General features: G+C 30.0%; 23 protein-coding genes. 10 read left to right on the top strand and 13 right to left on the bottom strand.

All coding sequences use genetic code 11. The annotated features are described in order from the left end of the window. Positions 1-1,461: methyl-accepting chemotaxis protein (locus ELQ10_RS08235; RefSeq protein WP_134250451.1), on the bottom strand; the 1,461-nt coding region annotated here is incomplete at its 3' end. Between the two features lie 238 nt (positions 1,462-1,699). On the opposite strand from ELQ10_RS08235, the gene ELQ10_RS08230 reads away from it, so the two are divergent. The 3 genes from ELQ10_RS08230 to ELQ10_RS08220 are packed head-to-tail and all read left to right on the top strand — an operon-like array spanning position 1,700 to position 4,253. Beyond that, the gene (locus ELQ10_RS08230; RefSeq protein ID WP_134250450.1) at positions 1,700-2,590 is read left to right on the top strand and encodes a zinc ABC transporter substrate-binding protein; all 891 of its coding nucleotides are present in this window, start codon (positions 1,700-1,702) and stop codon (positions 2,588-2,590) included. Positions 2,591-2,602: 12 nt separating this feature from the next. Then, on the top strand, positions 2,603-3,457 hold the full coding sequence (locus ELQ10_RS08225; RefSeq protein ID WP_022552200.1) for a metal ABC transporter ATP-binding protein: 855 nt from the start codon (positions 2,603-2,605) through the stop codon (positions 3,455-3,457). After that, positions 3,450-4,253 carry a metal ABC transporter permease gene (locus ELQ10_RS08220; RefSeq protein ID WP_134250449.1) on the top strand — a complete coding sequence of 268 codons (804 nt, stop codon included), beginning with the start codon at positions 3,450-3,452 and terminating at the stop codon, positions 4,251-4,253. The genes ELQ10_RS08225 and ELQ10_RS08220 overlap by 8 nt, the downstream gene beginning before the upstream one ends. On the opposite strand, the gene ELQ10_RS08215 is transcribed toward ELQ10_RS08220, so the two are convergent. The 11 genes from ELQ10_RS08215 to ELQ10_RS08165 form a co-directional block, all read right to left on the bottom strand. Continuing rightward, complete coding sequence (locus ELQ10_RS08215; protein ID WP_134250448.1) at positions 4,242-5,573, bottom strand: McrC family protein; 1,332 nt, start codon at positions 5,571-5,573, stop codon at positions 4,242-4,244. The genes ELQ10_RS08220 and ELQ10_RS08215 overlap by 12 nt on opposite strands. Then, the gene (locus ELQ10_RS08210; RefSeq protein ID WP_134250447.1) at positions 5,566-7,422 is read right to left on the bottom strand and encodes an AAA family ATPase; all 1,857 of its coding nucleotides are present in this window, start codon (positions 7,420-7,422) and stop codon (positions 5,566-5,568) included. The genes ELQ10_RS08215 and ELQ10_RS08210 overlap by 8 nt, the downstream gene beginning before the upstream one ends. A gap of 64 nt (positions 7,423-7,486) precedes the next feature. Further along, the gene (gene rimP, locus ELQ10_RS08205) at positions 7,487-7,909 is read right to left on the bottom strand and encodes a ribosome maturation factor RimP (RefSeq protein ID WP_014516900.1); all 423 of its coding nucleotides are present in this window, start codon (positions 7,907-7,909) and stop codon (positions 7,487-7,489) included. Then, the gene (gene rbfA / locus ELQ10_RS08200; RefSeq protein ID WP_002778650.1) at positions 7,899-8,261 is read right to left on the bottom strand and encodes a 30S ribosome-binding factor RbfA; all 363 of its coding nucleotides are present in this window, start codon (positions 8,259-8,261) and stop codon (positions 7,899-7,901) included. The genes rimP and rbfA overlap by 11 nt, the downstream gene beginning before the upstream one ends. Continuing rightward, on the bottom strand, positions 8,258-10,873 hold the full coding sequence (infB, locus tag ELQ10_RS08195; protein ID WP_134250446.1) for a translation initiation factor IF-2: 2,616 nt from the start codon (positions 10,871-10,873) through the stop codon (positions 8,258-8,260). The genes rbfA and infB overlap by 4 nt, the downstream gene beginning before the upstream one ends. Then, positions 10,860-11,117: a YlxR family protein gene (locus ELQ10_RS08190; RefSeq protein WP_002870410.1), complete on the bottom strand. Its 258-nt coding sequence runs from the start codon at positions 11,115-11,117 to the stop codon at positions 10,860-10,862. The genes infB and ELQ10_RS08190 overlap by 14 nt, the downstream gene beginning before the upstream one ends. Before the next feature lie 24 nt (positions 11,118-11,141). Continuing rightward, entirely contained in the window at positions 11,142-12,020 is an 879-nt protein-coding gene (gene thrB, locus ELQ10_RS08185; RefSeq protein ID WP_002881044.1) for a homoserine kinase, read from the bottom strand. 8 nt (positions 12,021-12,028) lie between these two features. Next, positions 12,029-12,430 carry a tRNA (adenosine(37)-N6)-threonylcarbamoyltransferase complex dimerization subunit type 1 TsaB gene (locus tag ELQ10_RS08180; protein WP_126238516.1) on the bottom strand — a complete coding sequence of 134 codons (402 nt, stop codon included), beginning with the start codon at positions 12,428-12,430 and terminating at the stop codon, positions 12,029-12,031. A 38-nt stretch (positions 12,431-12,468) separates the two neighbouring features. Further along, positions 12,469-13,353 (bottom strand): UDP-3-O-acyl-N-acetylglucosamine deacetylase, encoded by an 885-nt coding sequence (gene lpxC, locus ELQ10_RS08175; RefSeq protein ID WP_002859351.1) that lies wholly within the window; start codon positions 13,351-13,353, stop codon positions 12,469-12,471. Further along, positions 13,353-14,726 carry a M23 family metallopeptidase gene (locus ELQ10_RS08170; protein WP_134250445.1) on the bottom strand — a complete coding sequence of 458 codons (1,374 nt, stop codon included), beginning with the start codon at positions 14,724-14,726 and terminating at the stop codon, positions 13,353-13,355. Before ELQ10_RS08170 ends, lpxC begins: the two co-directional genes overlap by 1 nt. 79 nt (positions 14,727-14,805) lie before the next feature. After that, positions 14,806-15,633: a prephenate dehydrogenase gene (locus ELQ10_RS08165; protein ID WP_002860956.1), complete on the bottom strand. Its 828-nt coding sequence runs from the start codon at positions 15,631-15,633 to the stop codon at positions 14,806-14,808. Between the two features lie 76 nt (positions 15,634-15,709). Between ELQ10_RS08165 and bamA the strand changes: the two genes are divergently transcribed. The 7 genes from bamA to ELQ10_RS08130 are packed head-to-tail and all read left to right on the top strand — an operon-like array spanning position 15,710 to position 22,217. Beyond that, entirely contained in the window at positions 15,710-17,929 is a 2,220-nt protein-coding gene (gene bamA, locus ELQ10_RS08160) for an outer membrane protein assembly factor BamA (protein WP_133401598.1), read from the top strand. Beyond that, the gene (locus tag ELQ10_RS08155; RefSeq protein ID WP_002921974.1) at positions 17,929-18,651 is read left to right on the top strand and encodes an inositol monophosphatase family protein; all 723 of its coding nucleotides are present in this window, start codon (positions 17,929-17,931) and stop codon (positions 18,649-18,651) included. Before bamA ends, ELQ10_RS08155 begins: the two co-directional genes overlap by 1 nt. Positions 18,652-18,659: 8 nt before the next feature. Beyond that, a complete protein-coding gene (gene accD / locus ELQ10_RS08150; protein ID WP_002857277.1) occupies positions 18,660-19,502 on the top strand; it encodes an acetyl-CoA carboxylase, carboxyltransferase subunit beta in 843 nt (280 codons plus the stop codon). Between the two features lies 1 nt (position 19,503). Beyond that, on the top strand, positions 19,504-19,953 hold the full coding sequence (locus ELQ10_RS08145; protein WP_002857335.1) for a 23S rRNA (pseudouridine(1915)-N(3))-methyltransferase RlmH: 450 nt from the start codon (positions 19,504-19,506) through the stop codon (positions 19,951-19,953). An 11-nt stretch (positions 19,954-19,964) separates the two neighbouring features. Beyond that, positions 19,965-20,327: a molecular chaperone DnaK suppressor DksA gene (dksA, locus tag ELQ10_RS08140; RefSeq protein WP_002851949.1), complete on the top strand. Its 363-nt coding sequence runs from the start codon at positions 19,965-19,967 to the stop codon at positions 20,325-20,327. Beyond that, a complete protein-coding gene (locus ELQ10_RS08135; protein ID WP_002881055.1) occupies positions 20,317-21,303 on the top strand; it encodes a hypothetical protein in 987 nt (328 codons plus the stop codon). The genes dksA and ELQ10_RS08135 overlap by 11 nt, the downstream gene beginning before the upstream one ends. Continuing rightward, a complete protein-coding gene (locus ELQ10_RS08130; protein WP_002934276.1) occupies positions 21,300-22,217 on the top strand; it encodes a tRNA-dihydrouridine synthase in 918 nt (305 codons plus the stop codon). The genes ELQ10_RS08135 and ELQ10_RS08130 overlap by 4 nt, the downstream gene beginning before the upstream one ends. On the opposite strand, the gene ELQ10_RS08125 is transcribed toward ELQ10_RS08130, so the two are convergent. Continuing rightward, on the bottom strand, positions 22,214-23,185 hold a 972-nt coding region (locus tag ELQ10_RS08125), incomplete at its 5' end, for a hypothetical protein (RefSeq protein ID WP_243833038.1). The two genes, ELQ10_RS08130 and ELQ10_RS08125, sit on opposite strands and share 4 nt — an antisense overlap.

The following is a 23,185-nucleotide window of genomic DNA, read 5'->3' as shown; positions in this document are numbered from 1 at the left end:
TTGAACAGCAGTTTGTAATTTTCCACTTTCATTAGCTAAAGCATTAGCAAAGTCTGAACTTTGTTTTAGCATTTTAATGATTTCTTGTCCTAGTGCATTAGTAGTTACCTCTACAGCTCCATTAGCATCTTTTACTTCAGTAGTAAAGTCAAGAGATTTATAACTATTAAATACTCTTTGGATTTCATTCATATCAGAACCTACTCTAGTTTGTAAAGCATCAAGAAGTCTATTTAGAACATTTTTAAGTTCAATCAGTTGTGGGTTTCTTGGATTAGCAGTAATTCTTGCTGTTAAATTACCACTTTCTACTACATGAACAGTTTCAACTGATTCTTTAACAGCTTGATTGTCTTGTTCTAAACCTTTTTTAGTTTGTAAGATATTTTCATTAATAGCACTTGAGATTTGTCCAAATTCATCATTGCTTTTTACTTCTATAGTAGAAACATTTTTTGTTTTATGATTGATAAAATCAAAGAATGAAGTTAAACCTGTTTGGATAGCTGCAAGTGGGGAGAGGTATTTTGATACGATGAAATAAAGTAGGATTACGCTAATAATACTTGTAAAAATAACAATCGCAGTTTGTATAAATGCAATTTTATAAACTGGAGCTTCTATTTGTTCTATTGGCTCTCCAACGCAAGCAGTATAAACCCCAGAAACTTTTGTACACACAGCAAATCTTTCACTACCATCTTTTGGTCTAGTATATTCAAAAGGTTCAAAATTTTCTTTAATTTTTGCAAGATTTGCAATTGCACTAATATCATAACCTTGTTGCAAAAGAGTTTTGTCTGTAGAAGCAAATACTTTATTTTCTTCATCAAATACAAAAGTTCTACCTGGTAAATTCTCAAATTCTGCTTGCAAATCTGTTACAAGAACATCCACAGCTAAAACCCCTATAAATTTACCATCTTTATAAAGAGGGGTAGAATATGTAAAACAAGGTAAATTTGTAGTTGCATCTATATAAGATGGGGTAACATAAAGTTTATTTGTTTTTACTGCTTCTATATAATACTCTCTTGTTCTAGCATCATAATTATCAGCTTTTCCATAAGTTCCAAAATCTACTTTTTTAGCATCAGAATCTGGATCACTTACAACAAGTTCTCCGTTTGGTTGAGCGATATAAACTGCTAAAAATCTTCCAGCATCTCTAAAATTCTTTAAATCTTTTCCAACATAACGCATTAAAGCATCTTGACTATCTAACTGTTCTACAGGATGCTTTAAAATACTTTTAGCCAAACTTTCAAGAGCTAAAGAATTTCTTGCCTTAAAAGACTCCATAGAATTTTTAGCTGTTTTAACATAGTTTGTTTCAGCTTTTACAACTTCATGAAAAATTGCTTGCTTTACAAACATAAATGTTATAACACCTAAAATTACCAAACACACTACTGCGATTAAATTTGCAATCAGTGCAACCTTCAATTTTACGCTTTTCATAATTTAAGCGCTCCTTTCTAATATTATTTTATAGGGATATCTACATAAAGTTTTAGAATTATAAATTAAAAAATTTAAATTTTTACTTAAATCTAAAAGTGATAAAAAAATTTCATTTAATAAATATTTAAATTAATTTATATTTATTATTTTTATTTAAAGTAATATTGCTTCGAAAATTCTATGTATTAAGCTTAATATCGTTATAATTTAAAAAATTTATATCGAAGGAAATATTTTGAAAAAAATTATATTATTTATCTTATCTTTAGGGATATTTTATACTTTCACACAAGCTAAAAATTTAGAGCAAGAACAAAATGCTAGTAGTAATTTAGTTAGTGTTAGTATAGCACCTCAAGCATTTTTTGTTAAAAAAATAGCTGCAGATACTCTAGATGTCAATGTTATCTTACCTCCAAATAGCAATGAGCATAATTTTGAATTTAAACCAAACACTATGAAAAAACTTGAAAAAAGTGATATTTATTTCACCATAGGCTTAGAATTTGAAAAAGTTTTTACGGATAAATTTAAACAAAATTTTCCAAAACTTCAAGTTGTAAATATGCAAAAAAACATAGCTTTGATTCAAACTCATGATACGCACGAACACTCTCATGAGCATGAGCACCATGAACATGAGCATTTTGATCCTCATACTTGGCTAGATCCTATTTTAGTCCAAACTATGGCTTTAAATATTTATGATGCCTTGATTCAAAAATATCCACAAAATAAAAATTTATATAAACAAAATTTAGATAAATTTTTAGCAGAATTAGATAGTTTAAATTTACAAATTGCCTCAAAATTAGAAAAATTAAAAAATAGAGATTTTGTAGTTTATCATCCTTCTTGGACATATTTTGCAAAACGCTATAATCTTACGCAAATTCCTGTAGAAATTTTAGGCAAGGAACCAAAAAGCAAAGATTTGCAAAAACTTATCACTCTAATGAAAGATAAAAATTTAAAAGTCATTTTTGTTCAAAATGGTTTCCCTGAAAATGCAGCAAAAACACTTGCTAAAGAATGTGATGCAAAAATTTACAAAATAGATCATTTATCTTATGATTGGGAAAATGAGCTTTTAAAAACTGCTGATGCCTTTTCTCATAATTTATAATCAGGCTTTTTCATGCTTTTTTTTGAAATTTCTAATCTAAACTACACTTATGATAATGAAATCATCTTAAAAAACATCAATCTTAGCTATGACAATAAAGACTTTCTCTCTATCATAGGTCCAAATGGTGCAGGAAAATCAACACTTGTAAAACTTATCTTAGGGCTTTTAAAATCCAAAAATGAAATCCATTTCAAAGCTCTTCAAAGAAAAGAAATAGGCTATGTTCCTCAACACACTCTAGCCAATCCTAATTTTTGTCCAAGAGTACTTGAAATCGTTCTTATGGGACTTGTAAGTAAAAAAATTTTTGGTTTTTATGGGAAAAAAGATAAAGAAAAAGCTATGCAAGCTTTAAAAAGCGTAGGAATGGAAAAATTTTGGAACAAAACAATTGATTCTCTAAGCGGAGGACAAAGACAACGTGTTTTTATCGCAAGAGCCTTAGCTAGTGAATGTAAGATGCTTATTTTAGATGAACCTACCGCAAGCGTTGATAACAAGTCTGCTATACAAATTTTTGAACTTCTAAGCTCTTTGCACCAAAAAGGTATGGGAATTTTACTCATTTGTCACGATATCAACCTTGTATTAGCTTATAGCGATAAAATTGCACATTTAAACAAAGAACTTTTCTTGCATACCAACACTAAAGAAAAAGAAAAAAGTTCATTTTTAAAACATTTATACGAAAACCACTCTCATTTTTGTGATGTAGAAATGAGTTTAAATACTTGTTTTTGCGATGAAGAAAATTGCGATAGTAAAAAACTATGCGAACAAGAATTTACAAGAAGAAATTTGAAAAAAACAGAATTTAAAAAAGAAAATTTTTGTTTAAAATTTTCAAAGGAAAATAATGCTTGAAATTTTAAATTTCACCTTTTTTCAAAACGCTTTACTAGGAGCGATTTTAGTCAGTATAGCTTGTGGGATCATAGGTACTTTGGTGATGATAAATCGTCTTTTTTCTATGGCTGGAGGTATAACACATGGGGCTTTTGGTGGTATAGGTATAGCTTTTTATTTTTCTTTACCTATTTTATTAAGCACGGGAATATTTACTTTATTTTTGGCTTTTTTAGTAGCTTTTTTAGCTAAACACTATGAACACAGAAGTGATAGTATTATCGCTGTAATCTGGGCTTTTGGAATGGCTGTTGGGATTATTTTAATCGATTTAAGCCCTGGTTATAACACAGATTTAATGGCTTATCTTTTTGGGAGCATTTTGGCTGTAGGAACACAAGATTTATGGCTTATGGCTTTGGTTGATAGCGTGGTGGTACTTTTGATCTTTTTATTTTATAGACAATTTGAAGCATTAAGCTTTGATGCGGAATTTGCAAAAGTTCGTGGTATCAATACAAGTTTTTTTCATTATCTTTTAATCGCCCTTATGGCTTTTTGTATAGTTATTTCTATACGCCTTGTAGGGCTTATTTTGGTTATGGCTTTACTTAGTATCCCAAGCTTTATTGCTGAAAATTTTACTAAAAGACTTGGCTTTATCATGATTTTGGCAAGTTTTTTAAGTATGATTTTTTGTGTTTTAGGACTTATACTTAGCTATTATCTTAATCTCTCAAGCGGTGCTTGCATCATAGCTGTAGCTTGTTTTGGTTTTTTAGTGCATTTGATAGGCAAATTTTTAAAAAGGTAAAGGTGCGAATAACACTTGCACTTTTATATCTTTTTGCCCTTGTTCTTTAAAATACAAATGTTCGCTTGCCTTAAAAACAAAAAATTTTTCTGCGATTTTTCTTTGTAAATCTTGAGTTTTTTCACATAAAGGATACACAAGTTTAATATCATAAATTTTAAATTTGCAAGCATAAGCAAACATTTGATACAAATCGCTTTGTTCTATACCCTGTTTTTTCTCATCTTCACTATCATTTGGAATTTTCCATTTGGTATCTAGGATCATTTTATTTTCTATATATAAATCAGGCTTTAACATGAAACAATTTTCATCATTTTTTGAGATTAAATACTTTCCATTGTTTTGGACTTTAATATCTTGAGTTGGATTTACTTTTTTTAGCATATAAGCTACATAATCTTCAAAAATTTTCTCCATAGGAAAAAGCAAAGCAAAAGCTTCATTTTTACCATGATAAGGCATAAAACTTTCATTTTTTAAGAAAATTTTACACCACAAAAGCAAGTTTTCATAATAATCAAAATGTCTTGAAATTTTATAACTAAAATCTTTTTCATAATTTTTAGAAAATTCTACCTCATCAAGCATTTGCATGGCTTTTATAAGTCTAAATTTATTCAAACTTGTTTTGGATTTTAAAAAATTTAGCGTTGATTTTATCAAGCGATTGGGTGCTATATCTAAAACAAACTCATCATTGCTTGTAAAAAATCTTTCTTTGTGTATCAAATTTCGCTTGATATGCTCGTTAAATAGTAATTTTCCCTTTAAAAAAGCCCTATTTTCTTCGCAACTTAGATAAGATCTCATCAAGCCTTTTTTATACACGCTATCAAATTCATCTAAAAACATAGTGATAAACACTTCAAATAAAGGAATTTTAGAACTTTGTAAAGATGAAATTTGCGATTTTTTAAAGGGAGAGTTTTTTAAGGTTTTTAGCATATTTATCAAAAGATTTTTAGGATTAAATTTAAAATCTTGTTCATAAAAATCATTATTTTTAGAAATATTGTCTAATTCATAGTATCTTCTTAGTTTTTCTTTATCGTGATTTGAAGAGCTATCTTCTTTTTTATAGCTATCTAAATTCGTGCATTTTGGCAAGATCTCCAAAACCCCACTTTTAGTCTGTATAATGCCGACATAATTTTTAGCTTTTAAGGTATTTTTATTTTTAAAGCCTAGAAGATTTTCATTATTTTTTGCAAAATCTTCTAATTCTTTATAAAATCTTTCAGCTTTTTCTTTGAAAATTTCTTTTAAATCTTCTTTAGAAAAAGCTTGGTGTTCGATGATGGAAAAAGTGCTATTCATTTTCGTTTTTTAATTTATTTGCTATTTCATCATTATAAATTGCTTGATATATTTCTATTTTATCCCAAATTTTATCATCAAATGAAGCAATATTATAAATGCTTCTCTCGCTATTAACACTATCTAGATTTTTTATTTTTTGAAGATATTTATCATCTTTTTTATCTTCAAAAATCATACCATTATCATTTAAAACCGCATTAATCAAAGCATAATCATTATAAAAATACTCTTGCAAAAGCGGGATAATTTTGTTTTGAAAAATACTTTTTAAATCATTTAAATTTTCAACACCTATAAAAAATGCGTGTCCTATGGTTTTTTCTCTATCTAGTAAATATTCTATACGAGTGTTTATAGCTTTTAATAATTCTTGTAAATTAATACCTTCGCAATCCATAGATAATTTGCTCACATCAGGCATCATCTCAATAAATTCAAATCTTCTTCGCAAAGCTGTATCAAGAGAAGTTATGCTTCTATCGGCTGTATTCATAGTGCCTATGATATAAACATTCTTAGGCACTCCAAATTCTTTTTTACTATAAGGCAAAATTACTTTTAACTCTTCTTTTTCACCTATCCTTTTGCTAGGCTCTATCAAGGTTATAAGCTCACCAAAAATCTTACTTACATTACCACGATTGATTTCATCTATGATGATTATATAAGGTAAATTTGTTTTTTCATCTTTTTCTTTGTAATCTTCTAAACCCTGCAATTTTAAATAATTTAATATAGCTCTAACATATACTGAATTATATATTTCATCTATATTAGAAGTTTTATATAATTTTTCTATATTATCTATACTGACTGGATAATCTTTATGATTTTTACTCATATCATCAAATTTAATTCTAAATGTTTTTCCATTTCTATATTGAATAGAATATTTAGTATTTGGTAATTCAAAATATTTTTCTGGATTATTATCATCTATTTTTGCTTTTTCTTTTAATTTATCTATATAAAAATTAAAATTTTTTATACTATCCCTATTTTCTAAAGCTTTTTCGCAAAGTTCTTTAAAAATTCCATCTTTTATTTCATATTTTATTTCTTTAGAATTTTCTTCATTATCTATGCGAGGCTTTATACCTTCTATAAATTCTTCATATCCATAACTTTGATGAAAGGTAGTAAAAACTATTTGCCCGTTTTTTACATACTCATCAAACAATTTTTTTCTATTTATTCTATCATCTTCGCTTGGAATTTGTATTTTTTCTTCTTTTAATATAATCTCCAAAGCCCTATCTATAGTATGATAAGTTTTTCCTGTCCCTGGAGGTCCATAAAGAATTTGATTTAAAGGCGTATTGTTCTTCATCATATTATAGTCCTTTATAATTTTAAAATCATCTTTAGATAAATTATTTATATAGTTTGATAAGTATAAAAATACATCAAATAACCTATCCTTTATTTCTTCAAATTTATCAATCTTTTCTTCTAATTTATAATCGAGTATATTGTCTTTTTGTATTTTAAGCAATGCATTACACTTCTCTTCTTCTTTGGCAACTATACGCATATAAATATCATCCCTTGACACTCCAAACCATATATAAATACCATGCCAAGCAGATCTACCTTTTTTAAACTTTATATACTCTTCTTCTTTAATTTCTTTATATAATGCAAACCCTTTATATTTATCCTTTTGGAGTGTTTGCAATCCGGTATATAATTTCCACTCATAGCTTTCAAAAAAATTTTGAATATCTTCTATGTCGTCCTTGAAAGTAGAATTGCGATCATTGTAAAATTTCATTGCCAAATCAATCATTTTTTTAAAAATATCTTGGATTTCTTTCTTGTTATTTTCAGAAAATATTTTTGTCATTTAACATCCTTGATTTTTGTTTTTTATAAAAAATAATTAAATTATATTAATATTTAACTTAAATTTACCATATAACAAAAGTTTTAGCTTTTCTTATATCGCTAAAATTTATAGTAGTTTTTTCTTTATTTTCTAAATTTTCTAAAGTGATATTTTCATCATCTACAGCAATGATTTTTGCTTCGAATTTTTCTTTTTCATTGGTTGTGATCTTCACAAGTTCACCTATACTTTTAGCAAAGTGTTCTATCTTACTCAGTTTTCTTTCAAGTCCTGGTGAAGATACTTCTAAAAAATACTCCCCATTTACAGGTGGCTCTACGTCAAAAATAGGCGATAAAATTTCACTAAGTCTTGCACAATCATCAAGATTTACCCCGCCTTCTTTTTGCACATAAATTCTATAAATTTTTCTGCCATTTTCACTTACTAGCTCATCATCATAAAAACTAAGTCCTGCTTCTTTGCAAAGGGCTTCAAGATTCATTTTTATCCTTTTTTATTTTTTCAAAAAGTGCATCCATATGGTTTTGATACTCAAGTCTATCATCAAATTTAAAGTGAAAATTCGGACACCTATACCAGCCCTGCTCACTCATGCAGTAATTTTGCAAAGCTCTACTTGCCTTTTTTAAAGAAGATAAAATTTTTTCTTGCTCATGAACATTAAAAAACATTTTATCAAGATACACAAAAGCATCGTATCTACCCTTTTTACATTCCACATCAACAACACAAAGATTTTTTAAATTTTCATCATCTAAATTTGCTAAAGCTTCAGGGATCAGCTCTTTTAAGATGCTTTCAGTGCGTAGTTTTTTAATCTCACTTGGGTTCATAGACTTGCTTGTTCCTCTACTTCTTTATAACTTTCTATATAATCACCCACTCTCATATCATCACACCCTTCTATACCTACGCCACACTCATAGCCTTTTGCCACTTCTTTAGCATCATCTTTAAAGCGTTTAAGCGAACTTACATTTCCTTCATAAACCACAACTCCATCACGGATAAGGCGAATTTTGGCTCCACGGTTAATCACCCCTTCAGTTACCATACAACCTGCGATTTGTCCGATTTTTGGCACATTGATCACTTGTCTAATCTCTGCTTGTCCTAATTGCTCTTCAGAAATAATCGGGCTCATCATACCACCAAGCAAGGCTTTTACATCATCTAAAAGATTATAAATCACATTATAGGTTTTAATTTCTACGCCTTTATCTTTAGCACGCTCTTTAACTTCCCCTGTTGGGCGTATGTTAAAACCTAGTACGATAGAGTTTTCACTCGCACTTGCAAGCTCTATATCACTTTGCGTGATCCCTCCTACCCCACTATGAATGATATTCACTTTAATCTCATCATTTCTAAGTTTTTCTAAACTTGCTTTTAAGGCTTCTAAAGATCCTTGTACATCAGCTTTTAAAATAACAGGCAAGGCTTTTAGATTGCCTTCTTTAATCTTAGCTCCAAGCTCATCAATGCTAACTTTAGTGGATTTGCTAAGTTCTTTTTGGCGGTTGTATTCGTGGCGTTTATTGGCATATTCTCTTGCTTCTTTATCGGTTTTTACTGCAATTAAAATTTCACCTGCATCTGCTACTTCACTAAGTCCTACGATAACCCCACATTCGCCTGGTTTGATTTCTTTTAAGGCTTTACCTTGATCATCACTCATCGCACGTACTTTTCCATAAGCCTCGCCTGCAACCACAGTACTTCCTACAGTAAGTGTTCCATTTTGCACGATGATAGTAGCTACCGCACCACGCCCTTTTTGCACAGAACTTTCTATAATGCTTGCTTTAGCAAAACTTTTTGGATTGGCTTTAAGTTCTAAAATATCAGCTTGTAAAAGCACGATCTCAAGCAAATCTTCAATCCCCATTCCTGTTTTAGCCGAAACCCCTACAAATTCATAAGATCCGCCCCATTCTACTGGCATGATTTCCATTTCTGCGAGTTGAGTTTTTACCATATCAGGATTTGCTGCTTCTTTATCCATTTTGTTAATAGCAATAATAATAGGCACACCTGCTGCTTTAGCATGATTTATCGCTTCTTTAGTTTGTGGTTTTACCCCATCATCTGCGGCCACAACGATGATTACAATATCAGTGATACTTGCACCCCTTGCACGCATAGCAGTAAAAGCTTCGTGACCTGGAGTATCGATAAAAGTAATTTTACGCCCATTTTTTTCTACCATATAAGCACCCACGTGCTGAGTAATACCCCCTGCTTCACCACTTGCAACGCGTGATTTTCTGATATAATCTAGCAAAGAAGTTTTACCATGATCAACATGCCCCATGATAGTAATCACAGGTGCTCTAGTCACTAAATCTTTTTCATCAATCTCTTCTTCATAGTCTTTTACATAATCAAACTCATCAGCCTCGTTAATGATATTGATCTCTATACCAAATTCAGCAGCCAAAATTTCAATCGCATCTTCATCTAAGAAATCATTTTTTGTTGTCATCATTCCAAGCATGAAAAGTTTTGAAATCACTTCACTAGTGCTTTTTCCTATCTTATCAGCGAATTCATACACACGAATTTCTTTAGAAATAGCAACGCTACTTACTTCTTCTACTTCCTTTTTTTCAATCTTTTTAGGTGGTTTTTTACGACTTCTTCTTTGAATTCCACCTTCAAGTCCAAAACCCGCAGAATTTCCAACAGCTTGTCTTATAAAATTAGGTTGTTTTTTATTGATATTTTGTGGTTTTTCTTGTTCTTTTACACTAAAATCAGGCAACACTACCTCATCTTCATCATCTAAAGAAATATCACCAAAATCATGTTCATCTAAAAAATTCATTTTTTCGGTACTTTCTTTTTTACTCGCGACAAAAGATTTTTTTTCTTTTTTCTTTTTCTTTAAACTCTCATCAGCATTTGAAAACATGGTTTTTAAACTTAAGCGCTCTTCATTATTGATAGATATATCATTTAAATTTTTTACTTCTTCTTTTTTAACTTGAATTTCTTCTTCGTCTTTTTTCTTTTTAACAATAACAAGTCCGCGTCTTTTGGCTAAAGTTGCACTAGCAAGGCTTTGTGGCTTATGAGCATCAATAATTTCTTGTTTTTCTTCCTCTTTTTCATTTTCTTTTTCAACTTTTAATTCTTCTTTTTTAACTTCTTGTTTAAGCTTTTCTTCTTTTTTAGGTTCTTTTTTTTCAGATTCATTTAGCTTTTCTTGTTCTTTTATATTTTCTTTTTTAGGCTTTTTTGCCGTAGGAGTTTTGATATTTTTCTTAAAAGCTTCTGGAATTTCTCTTGTTTGTATATACTCATAAATAGCTGCCGCAATCTCAGGTTCTACAGCATTTGATGCTGTTTTAATTCCAAGTCCTAATTCATTTGCCTTTTCAATAATTTCCTTACTATCATAACCTAATTCTTTTGCGATTTCATGAATTCTAATCTTTGCCATTTAAAAATATCTCCTTAAGTCCTTGCTGAGTAATTTTAGTATTTAAATTTTTACATATTTTAGAAAATGCTTTTTGCAAGATTTTATCTTCTTTTTCAATACAATTTTGACATAAATATCCGCTTCTTCCATGTTCTGCTTTAGGCACAATATCTCCTAAAACAACTTTAAATCTAAATAACATATTTTGCTCAAAGCGGTTTTTACACACTATGCACATTCTAATTGGTATATGTTTTTTCAAAATTATATCTTTTTTTTATATTTTTTAGCAAATTTCAAAGCCATTATCATCAAATTCTAAATATCGCACACGAAAATCTTTAAATTTTGTTTGCATTTTCTTTGCCAAAGCTAAAGCATCATCTTTGAAAGCTAAAGAAAAAAAGCTCGATCCCGAACCTGAAAGTGTGCTCATTAAAGCTTTATTTTCTAAAGCAAATTTTTGTACTTCAAAAAGCTCAGGTAAGTTTTTCATACGATTGATTTCATGAAGCTTATCTTGACTTGCAAATTTTAAAAATTCATATTTTTTCTCCAAAAAACAAGCGGTTAAAAATGAAGCATGAGAAAGGTTGAAAACCGCATCATTAAAACTTAAATTTTTAGCCAAAGCTTGGCGTGATTGTTCCGTGCTCATTGCCAAATTTGGGATCACAACCACAGCAGCTAAATCTTTATCAATCTCTTTTTTGATGCTATAAACTTTATTTTTTTCAACCAAAGAACACACAAAACCACCAAGAGTAGCTGGAGCGATATTATCTGGATGGTTTTCATAAATTAAAGCTTCATCTAAAATACGTTCTTTTTCTACCTTAAATCCACTCATATAATAAGCACTGGCAATAGCTCCAACAATCACAGCTGAAGAGCTTCCTAACCCTCTTGAAAGAGGAATGTTATTTTGAAAAATAAAACGAAAATTATCTTTTTTTCCACTTAGTTTTTCATAAATTTCATAAAAAATATTTACAAATATATTGTTTTTTTTAAGAAAAATATTATCACTGCCCTCACCTCCAATACTAATGCTAAAAACACCTGATTTTTGGATTTGAGTTTCATTAAAAAGCTTTAAACTAAGTCCTAAACAATCAAAACCTGGCCCTAAATTCGCACTCGTAGCGGGAACTAAAATTTTCAAATTTCATCCTAAATTGCATCTAAAAAATAAAAGGGAAGATTATCATTATTTAGTTTAAGCTCTTGTAAATTTTTTGGTAAAAAAAACTCTGCTGGGGTATTTTGCTCTAAACAAATTTCACCTTCCTTATATACAAAACAAAAATTTTTATTTGCACTTATGGGTTTATAGCCATTTAATTCAAAAGCACTTACCGCAAATAAAGGAATATTTTTTACTATACTTAAAGTACTCAAACTTACATAAGAAATTTTAATCCCCATATAAGAACCTGGACCATTAGCATAGATTAAACTTGTAAAATCATATTCTTTAAGCAATTCATCTAAAATTTTTGGTAAAAATTCACTTGCTTTTTCTTCACTTTTATAAGTTTTTATAAGTTTATCATCTTGATAAATTCCGATCATTAAAGGCTTAGATAAAGCATTAAGCAAAAGAGAGGTTTTTATGCAAATACCTTTTCATAAGCTTTTTGGGTTGTTTTTTCAAGGCTTACAATTTCATAAGCATCTTTATCTTTTAAAACTTCTTTAGTAAGTAAATGATTTAAATGATGACTCCCAGCATATGAAGTATAATCTCCAAAAACACGATATCCAAGTAAGGTTAAATCTCCAATTGCATCTAAAATTTTATGTCTTACAAACTCATCTTTGAAACGCAAACCCTCAGGATTTAAAATACGATTTTCATCTACCACTATAGTATTTTCTAAACTTCCACCTAGTGCTAAATTCATACTCCTAAGAGCTTGAACATCTTTTAAAAAACCAAAAGTTCTAGCCCTTGCTATGTTTTCTATATAATTTTTTTTGCTGAATTCAAAATTGTAACTTTGTTCACCTATAACAGCATTGTCAAATTTAATTGTGTAATTAATACGGGGTTCTTTAGTAGGAGTTAAACGCACAAATTTATTACCATCTCTTACTTCTATAGGCTTTTTAATTACCATAATTTTTTTAGGCGCATCAAGTTCTTTTACCCCTGCTTCATCAAGCATCATACAAAAACTAATACTTGATCCATCCATAACAGGAGCTTCATTTGCATTTAAAACAATGCGTACATTATCGATTCCATAAGCATTAATCGCACTCATTAAATGCTCTATTGTAGAAATAAATCCACGATCATCTCCTAAAACAGTTGCCATTTGAGTATTGATCACATTTTCAGGACTTGCCTTATAGCTTGCATTAAGATCGCTTCTAAAAAATACTATACCACTATTTGCTTCTAAAGGCTCTAAAGTAATTTCTATGGGTTCACCCTTATGAAGTCCTATACCTACGCCTTTGACAGTTTTTGCTAAAGTTAATTGTTTCATTAATTTTTTCCTAAAATTATCTTTTTACCATCATTTAAAACATTGTAAATATTATTTTCTATCCATTTTTTATCTTGCCATTGTTCAGGACGCGTTTCAACTCCTTGAACCAAAACTCCAAAATGCAAATGATCACCTAAGGCTAAACCACTTGTTCCTGTTTTGCCTATAATGCTTTGTTTATTAATCATTTCATCTAAATCAACATTTTTAGAAGAACAGTGCCCATAAAGACTATATACTCCAAAACCATGATAAACAATTAAATTTAAACCATAAATTCCATTTTCAGCAGCAAAAACAACCTTGCCTGCGTTATTGCTTATGATAGGAGCTTGTGCTACGCTTGCTAGATCAAGCCCCATATGATAAGAATCACTCACAAATTGCCCATTATAAGAATAATACCTATGATCAGCAAAATCCGCTACTTTCATACCATTTTTAAGAGGTAAAAATAAATTCAAATCAAAATTATCAATTTTTTCCTCAGGTACTTTTGAAGTGATTTCATGGATAAGTTCTTCATTGCTATTTCTTAAAGTTTCATTGACAAACTTAAATTTTTCATAACGATTGAGATTATTATCTTTTGGAGCGTATTGATTGGCTAAATTCTCAATCTTTCCATCTAAAAATTTATCCGTTAAATTAATATTTGAAACACGATATTTACGATTAACAAAATAATACCTTATACGTTCTTTTGAAATATTTCCCGCTTTATCCGTAGCGATAACAAATGCGCGAAATTCCTCATCTCTTGCATCCCAAGCAATCAAAGCCGCATAATACCCTTCTTTTACATAAGGTGTAACTTTAAAGATTTTACCTTTATTTGTTTCTATATACACCTTATCTAAATTAGCATCTTCGGCCTTAAAAACAACTGCCCCAGCACCGCCTTGCTCGATTTGGTAAGAATTGCTTATGATATTGATTTTTGGAGCCGTATTATCTACTAATACCGCAATTTGTTTTCTTGCTTCATTGCCACTAAAAAAATTCCAAAAACTAGAATCTTTAGCTATCACCTCCAAAACAAAAGATTTTACATTTTCTTTGTAACCAAATTTTGGCAAAGCAACTTGTAAGGTAATATCTTTTAAATTAGAAATCTTTTCATCTGCTATAACCATTGCACTAGTATTGTCGTCTTTATGCAATATAATTTGTACATTTTTGATAGAACTTTCATCATCTTTAACATGCACTAAAATAGGTTTTTTAAGATCAGTATATACAACATCTGGCATTAAAATTTGAGGAGGATTTTTTTCAAAAATACTTAATCTTGAAATAAAAAAAATCAAAATTGCTATTAAAACTAAAATTAAAACAGATAAATAAGTTTTGCCTTTTCTTTTTGCCATAACCTTCCTTAAAAATTTTCAATGTTTTTGTTGTTTTTAGTATAAATTCTATTATATTTTCAGTAAATATCTAGCAAATTTATAAAATTTCTCTTAGAGTATTAGCCTGTTTCATCCATTCTCTTAATTCATCATTTTTGTCTAATTGTATCATTTGTTTACATCTCTCTAATTCTTGTTGAAAAAAATCAATAGAACTTAATAAGTTATCTTTATTTTGTAAAAAAATACTTTCCCACATTTGTGGCGATGATTTGGCAATTCTGCTCATACCTTTAAAAGATCCTCCAGCTAAATGAACAATATTTCTTTTATCTTCTTCTTTCATTACAAAATTTGCCAAAGAAAAACTTATAACATGAGGCAAATGAGAAATAATAGCAGCATGATGATCATGGGCTTTACTATCCATAAAAACAATTTTCATCCCTAAATGAGAAAAAATTTCCACTGCTCGTTTTTGATGCAAGTCATCAGCTATTTCACTATCACAAAGAACACAAACTGCATCTTTATAAAGCTCTTTAAAAGCCGCTTTTGGGCCTGAATTTTCAGTTCCTGTCATAGGATGAGCAAAAAGAGTTTGTTTGATTAAATTCTTAGGCAAACTTTCTATAATTTTTCTTTTTGTACTTCCAAGCTCTATAATTGTTACATTAGAAGGCAAATCAACTAACTTTTGCAAAATTTCTATAATAGCATTAACAGGAGTTGCGACAAAAATCATATCACATAAAGCTAAATCTTTAAATTCTATAAGCTCATGAATAAGACCTAATCGCAGGGCATCTTTTTCATTTTCTTTACTTAAATCCATACCATAAACACAAGAAATAAGCTTATTTTCTTTCAAACAAAGCCCTAAAGATCCACCCATAAGCCCAAGCCCTATAATTGCTATTTTCATACTTTCTACCTTAGTTTTTTTGTTAAATTTTTTTTGCTATTATACAGCTTTTAATAAAGCTTTAGGTAAAAAATCAATGAAAAAACATCTTATTAGTATTTGTGCTTTAGTTGCTATAGCCAATGCAGCAACCATTAAAGATATTAAATTTATCGGATTAAATCATTTATCGAACACAAGCGCTATAAATATCACGGGGCTTAAAATAGGCGAGGAAATAAATCCTGCAAAAATCAACACTGCTATTCTTAATCTTTATAAACAAAATTATTTCGAAAATATTGCAGTAGAAAACAACAATGGAATTTTGGAAATTATAGTTACCGAAAAACCAACTATAGCAAAGGTTACTATCACAGGTATAGCTTCAAATGATAGAAAACAAGTTGAAAGTATTTTAGGGATTAAAAGAGGCACACTACTTGATGAAGGAAGTATAAAAGAAGCTATTGAACGCATTAAAGCTTACTATGAAGCAAAAAGTTATTTTGATACTATTGTAGAATATAAAAAAAAGACTTTAGAAAATACCGATGGACTAGAGCTTGAATTTATAGTAAATCGTGGCGAAAATATTATTATTGATAATGTTCATTTAAGTGGAGCCAAGAAATTTTCATATTCTGATATAGAACCTGCTGTTGTTAACAAAGAAAAAGAATTTATGGGATGGATGTGGGGACGCAATGATGGAAAATTAAAAGTTTTTGAACTTAGTAACGATAGTTCAAGAATTGCTGATGAATATATGAAAAAAGGATATTTAGATGTTCAAGTATCCTCGCCTTATCTTAAAACCTACACAGATACTTATCAAGCAAATTTGACTTATTTTATCAAAGAAGGAAAGCCTTATAAAATTAAAAGTATAAGCATAGAAAATCCTTTATTTGATGATAAACAAAATGCACAAACCGTAAAAGATTTAAGATCAAGCGCTGGCAAAACTATCAATATTGAAGACATTAGAAAAGATGTTAAAACCATAGAAACACAAAGTGCTGATTTGGGTTATGCGTTTGTAGAAGTCTATCCTGATATTCAAAAAAATGATCAAACTCAAGAAGCCACCGTTGTATTTAAAGTAATCCCTCACAATAAAGTTTATATAAGAAATGTTATTATTTCAGGAAATTCACGTACTGTAGATCGCGTCATACGCCGAGAATTATATATAACAGAAGGTAATTTATACAATAGAACAGACTTAAGCGAGTCAAAAAATGCTTTAAAAAGAACTTCTTATTTTGACGATGTAAATATCAAAGAAGAAAAAGTTGATGATACACATATTGATTTGATTGTTGATGTTAAAGAAGCTTCTACGGGAGCTATTTCTGGAGGCATTGGCTATGGATCAAGCGATGGTATTTTACTTAATGCTTCTTTATCAGATACAAATATCTTTGGTTCAGGAATAAAAAGCTCTGTAAGCGTAGATAAAAGCGATGATACCTTATCAGGAAGGATTAGTCTCATAAATCCACGCGTTCTTGATAGTCAATATAGTCTGGGTGGAACACTTTATTCAAATGACTATGAATGGGATAATTATTCAGAAAAAAATTACGGCTTTGATATAACAGTTGGACGCCAATTTGCAAGATACTATAATGTAAGCTTAACTTATAATCTTGAACAAAGCGATATATATCACTTAAGTCCAACTCTTTTAAGAACAGGATATGAACTTGGCAAAAGTATTAAAAGCTCTATAACTCCAGCAATCACCTTTAACAATACAGATGATTATTATCTGCCACGATCAGGTATCATTGCTTCAACTAGTTTAGAATACGCTGGACTTGGCGGAGATCAAGAATTTATTTCATCAAGCTCTAAATTTAACTTTTATCAAGGTTTGCAAGACTATATAGGATATGATCTTATTTATCGCTATAAAGCGAGTTTTTATAAAGTATGGGATGAAGGCTATTTGCCAATTAATCAAAGAATTTATTTAGGTGGTATTAGATCGATACGCGGTTTTGAAAGCAGAACGGTAAGTCCTAAAAACCAATGGGGAGATGAAGTAGGTGGAACCATAGCTTTTGCCAATTCCGTAGAACTTAGCTTCCCTTTGATTGATAGAATCAAACTTCGTGGTAGCGTGTTTTTTGATTATGGTATGATAGGGCGTAAAAATTTAGATGAAATAAAAAGAATGAGTACAGGTATAGGCATTGAATGGATTACACCAATTGGGCCTTTACAGCTTGTATTTGCCAAACCTCTTAATGATAAAAAAGGTGATGATACTAATAGTTTTGAATTTAATCTTGGAACACGCTTTTAATGAAAGAATTTTTAGATGCTTGCTTGAATGCAAATTTGCAAATACGCAAGTATCTAAACAATATCCCACAAAATGATCTTAAACTTTGCTCTAAATTAGGCTATGATAAAAATCAAGGCTATGAGCTTGACTTAAAATGTGAACAAATTTTCATAAAATATCTTAGTTGTTTTGGACAAATTTTTTCTGAAGAAAGCGGATTGATCGGAAAAGCTAGTCCAAAACAAATGATTCTTGATCCTTTGGATGGAAGTTCAAATTTTGTTTCTAAAATACCATTTTATGGAACTTCTATAGCTCTTATGGAAAAAGATCAGGCAAAAAGCGCTTTTGTTTGCAATCTTGTCAGTCAAGAAATTTTTGCTTTTAATAACAATCAAGCTTTTAAATCCAATCTTTCCGATCCAAAATACTCACCCTTAACACCTAATCTATTTTCTAAAATAGGTATAGTTGAAAAAATTTCACTTTATCCAGAACTTCTCGATTTTTTAACAAAAAATCAATTAAAATTTCGCTCTTTGGGTGCAACAGCCTTAAGTCTCGCTTATGCTTCGTATTTTAGTTTTGTATTAATTCTTGGAAAAACACGAATTTTTGATACAGTAGCTGCTTTAACAATTCATCAAAATTTATATATAGAAAAAAATGAAAATTTCCTTCTCCTAAGCCAAGACAAGAAAATTTTTGATATAATCTTGGAATTTTTAAAAAATAATTAGGTGAATATATGAATTTTGCAGATATTTTTTCAAAAATAAGAAGACAACAACCTAGTATTAAAGAAGCTCCAAATCACTGGGTAAAATGCCAAAGTTGTCATGCTTTGATGTATTATAAAGAAATAGAATCTTGTTTTAATGTTTGTCCTAAATGTAATTATCACATGAGAATTTCAGCTGATGAACGTATTAAACTTTTAAGCGATGAAGGCAGTTTTATTGAGTATGATGCAAATTTAGAAGCTATAGATCCTTTAAAATTTGTTGATAGCAAATCCTATAAAAAACGCCTTAGCGAAGGTGAAAGTAAAACAGGTAGAAAAAGTTCTGTCATCAGTGGAGAATGTGAAATCAATGGTTTAAAAACCCAACTTGTTGTATTTGATTTTTCTTTTATGGGCGGATCTTTAGGTTCTGTTGAAGGAGAAAAAATCGTTAGAGCTATACAAAGAGCTATCACAAGCAAAACCCCTCTTGTCATCGTAAGTGCAAGCGGTGGAGCTAGAATGCAAGAAAGCACTTATTCTTTGATGCAAATGAGCAAAACTAGCGCCGCACTTAAACTTCTTAGCAAAGAAAAACTTCCTTATATTAGCATTTTAACTGATCCTACTATGGGCGGGGTAAGTGCTTCTTTTGCTTGGCTTGGAGATTTAATCATCGCTGAACCTGAAGCTTTAGTAGGTTTTGCTGGTGCAAGAGTTATTAAACAAACCATAGGAGCAGATTTACCTGAAGGTTTTCAAAAAGCAGAGTTCTTGTTAGAACATGGACTTATAGATGCCATAGTTGAAAGAGGAGAACAAAAACAATATCTTAGCGATGTACTAAAATTTTTTAGTGGAAAATAATTTGCAAGTTAATATCTTTTGTATTCAAAAAAGTGATGAATTTAAAACTTGGAGTGAGAAATACTCTAAACTCATCTCCAAATACGCCACTTTAAAAGAAATAAATGTTTTTAATAAAAAAATAGCCTTAGCTCAAAATTTAAATGCCATAGAAGCAAAAAAAAGCTATGAAGAAGCTTTTATGCCTTATAAAAAAGGCTATTGTATCGCTCTTGATGAAAAAGGGAAAGATCTTACAAGTATAGAATTTGCAAAACTCATCCAAGATAAAAATGAATTAAGTTTTTTTATAGGCGGTGCTTATGGTTTAAGAGAAGAATTTAATCAAAGTTTGGATTTTAGACTATCATTAAGCAAACTTACTTTAGCACATCAATTTGTTAAAACCTTACTTTTAGAACAAATTTATCGTGCATTTTGTATCAACAACAATCACCCTTATCACAAATAGAAAGTTTTAAAATGAAAAAAAATGAAATACAAAATTTCAAAAATATTTTAGAAGAAAGAAAAAAAGCCATCTTAGAAAATTTGCAAAGCAATTCGAATGAAATCGAAGCTCTTCACAATAGCGTCCCAAGTGATAGTGTAGATTTTTCTGTCATAGAAACAGGCTCTCAAATTGACTTTGCTATCAGTACCAATCTCAAAGAAGAACTCATAGAAATCGAAGATTCTTTAGATAAAATCAAAAACGGCACTTATGGAATTTGCGAATCTTGCGATGATGAAATCGACTCTCAAAGACTAAAAGTCAAACCTCACGCAAGATATTGTATCACTTGCCGTCAAATTGCAGAACAAGGAAAAAAACATGAAAATTAAACTCTTCTTACTTGCAAGTTTTATTTATATAGCACTTATTTTTGCCTTTGCTTGGCATCTAGAACTAGGAAGCTATACTCTAAATATCAGCACTTATACCTTTGAATTACCTATTATGATATGGCTTGTTATTCCTTTATTTATTTATATGATTTTAGCCGTTTTACACATAGCATTTTATGGATTTTTGCGTTATTTAAAATTTAAGCATTTTTTTAAAGATGCAGCTAAATTTGAATCTTATACTCAAGATTTACTCCTTGAAAAAGATCTTAAAACCACTTTTCAAACGAAAGAATTTAGAGCTGTGGCACAACTTTTTAAAACCATAAAAACACATGAAAAAATTCCACACTCAAATAAAATCAATGAAATTTTAGATCTTATTGATGGTTTAAATAAAAACGAATTTTTTAACCTTAGCAAATTTAAACTCGAAAATAACAATGTTTTATATTTGCAAAATGAAAAAAATCATCTCAAAAACGATGCAAATTACGCCTATAGCAAACTTAAAAACCTTAATGAAATCAAAGATGAATTTGAAGAAATTGCCTTTAATACCCTTATAGAAAAAGCTAGTTATGAGCAAATTAAAAATGTAAAAATCCCTAAAAAGCCTTCTGAAGTTCTCACACTTATCAAGCGTTTTAAAGAAGGAAATTTAGAACTTAGTGTAGCAGAATATGAAGTTTTACTTTCACACAATATACTAAGCGAAAAAGACTATCTTAACGCAGCAAAACTAAGTACTAAACTTTTAAACCCTGATGCTATTTTAGGAATTTTTAACAAAATTAAAAATGAAAAAAGCGAAGCTTTAAGAGCGTATTTATATCTTTTAGCTGAATTTGGACTTTTAGATGAGTTAAGAGAGCAAATTCACAATGATGATAAGAAATTTAATGATTTTAAAGCCTTTTTAGCCTTGCGTGAAAAAAATATCAAAATCGATCTAAACCAACTCATACAATGATAGATTTTAGCAAAAAACCCTTGTTTTTAGCCCCTATGGCAGGTTTTTCAGATCTGCCTTTTCGTAATGTAGTAAAAAAATTTGGTGCTGATATTACCATAAGTGAAATGATAAGTTCTAATGCCTTGGTTTATGAAAGTTCTAAAACTCTACATATGCTAGAAAGAGCTGAATTAGAAAATCCCTATATAGTCCAAATTGCAGGTGGAGATAAAGAAGTGTTAAAAAAAGCAGTGCAAATGCTAAATGAAATGGATTTTGTAGATGGGATCGATTTTAATTGCGGTTGCCCTGTAAATAAAGTTGTTAAACAATGTGCTGGCAGTGCTTTGCTAGAAAATTTAGAGCTTTTTAAAAATCTTGTAGGAGTGATTAAAGAAAACAATAAAAAAAGCCTTACAAGTGTGAAATTTCGACTAGGATTTAATGAAAAATATCCTGAAAAAATGGCTAAAATTTGCGAAAGCTTGGGGGTGGATTTTGTAAGTATCCACGGACGTACAAGAAAACAGCTTTATAGCGGAAAAGCCGATTATGAATCCATTGCCAGTGCTAAAGCAAGCGTTAGTATTCCTGTGATTGCAAATGGCGATATTAACGCACAAAACGCTAAAGAAGTTTATAAAATCACAAAATGCGATGGACTCATGATAGGGCGTGCAAGCGTAGGAAATCCTTGGATATTTTATGAAATCAAAAGTGGTAAAAATGTAGATGAAAAACTCAAAAAAGAAATCATACTCACTCATTTTGATGAAATGATAAAACACTACAAAGATCAAGGCGTAAGTATATTTCGCAAGCATTTACACGAGTATTCTAAAGGACACAAAGACGCTTCAGCCTTTAGAGATGAAGTCAATCGTATCAATGATGCTAAGATAATGCAAGAAAAAATCGAAAGTTTTTTCTAAACCCTAGTCTGCCCTATAAGATTATTTAATCTATCCATTATAGATCCAACATAAGAATTTATACTTTCACTGCTTGCTTTCCAACCATTAGCTTTTGCTTGATTAAACTGATTATCAAACAAAGCTCCACCATAACCTATGCTTGCATTTTGCCAAGCAACTCCTTTTTCCATTGCATATATATCTGCATCAAGCCAGCCATCTTGTACATAGCCTTTTAATAAACTTGCAAAATCTACTTTGCCTGTCATAATGTCATTTAAAGCAACGCTATCACCATTAAAACTTTCTTTAGCCATAGCCCTATTGTAAGCTTCTACTTTTGGATTAAGTGTAGTTTCTGAACTCTCAACAGGTTGTCCGCTACCATATGATTTTAAAAAACTCATAAATAAAGCTTCTTTAGAATAACCTCCATCTTCATTTTGTGGATAAACTGACATATCAGGATTAAATTGCCAATCTTCACCTTTAGAAACATTTTTGATTTCTTCCAAAGATAAACCAAAACTATGTCCATTTATGCCATCTATTAAAGATCCTGATTGTATATATAAACTTTCAGCTTCTTTCATTTGTTCAGGGGTTTGATAAATATTTGTAATAGAAGAATTTGAGAAATCTCTTAAGTGGGTGATATTCATTCTATTGCTTAGATCATTAAAGTCCATCGATTTTATTCCATTTATAGCATACCCCTTAGGCATAGAATTTATATCTGCTTGGCTAAAACTTGTTTTATCATTTGGAAAACTTTGACCTAAAGCATTAGAAAAAAGATTGTAGTATTGTTTAATGGTTTCAGCCATATCTATATTAGTATAATACTCGCTTACGCCTAAGTATTCTTTTGTACTTGAAGCAACAGGATCATTTTCGGCAGCTTTTTTAATCTCATCCAAAGTAGATTTATGTATCTTAAAATCTTCAGGCAATCCTGCAGCTTTGTTAAAATCTTCTCCCATATA

The organism is Campylobacter sp. US42a, assembly GCF_004379055.1.
GTDB classification, from domain to species: Bacteria; Campylobacterota; Campylobacteria; order Campylobacterales; family Campylobacteraceae; genus Campylobacter_D; species Campylobacter_D jejuni.
This window is presented reverse-complemented; position numbering and strand designations above follow the sequence as displayed.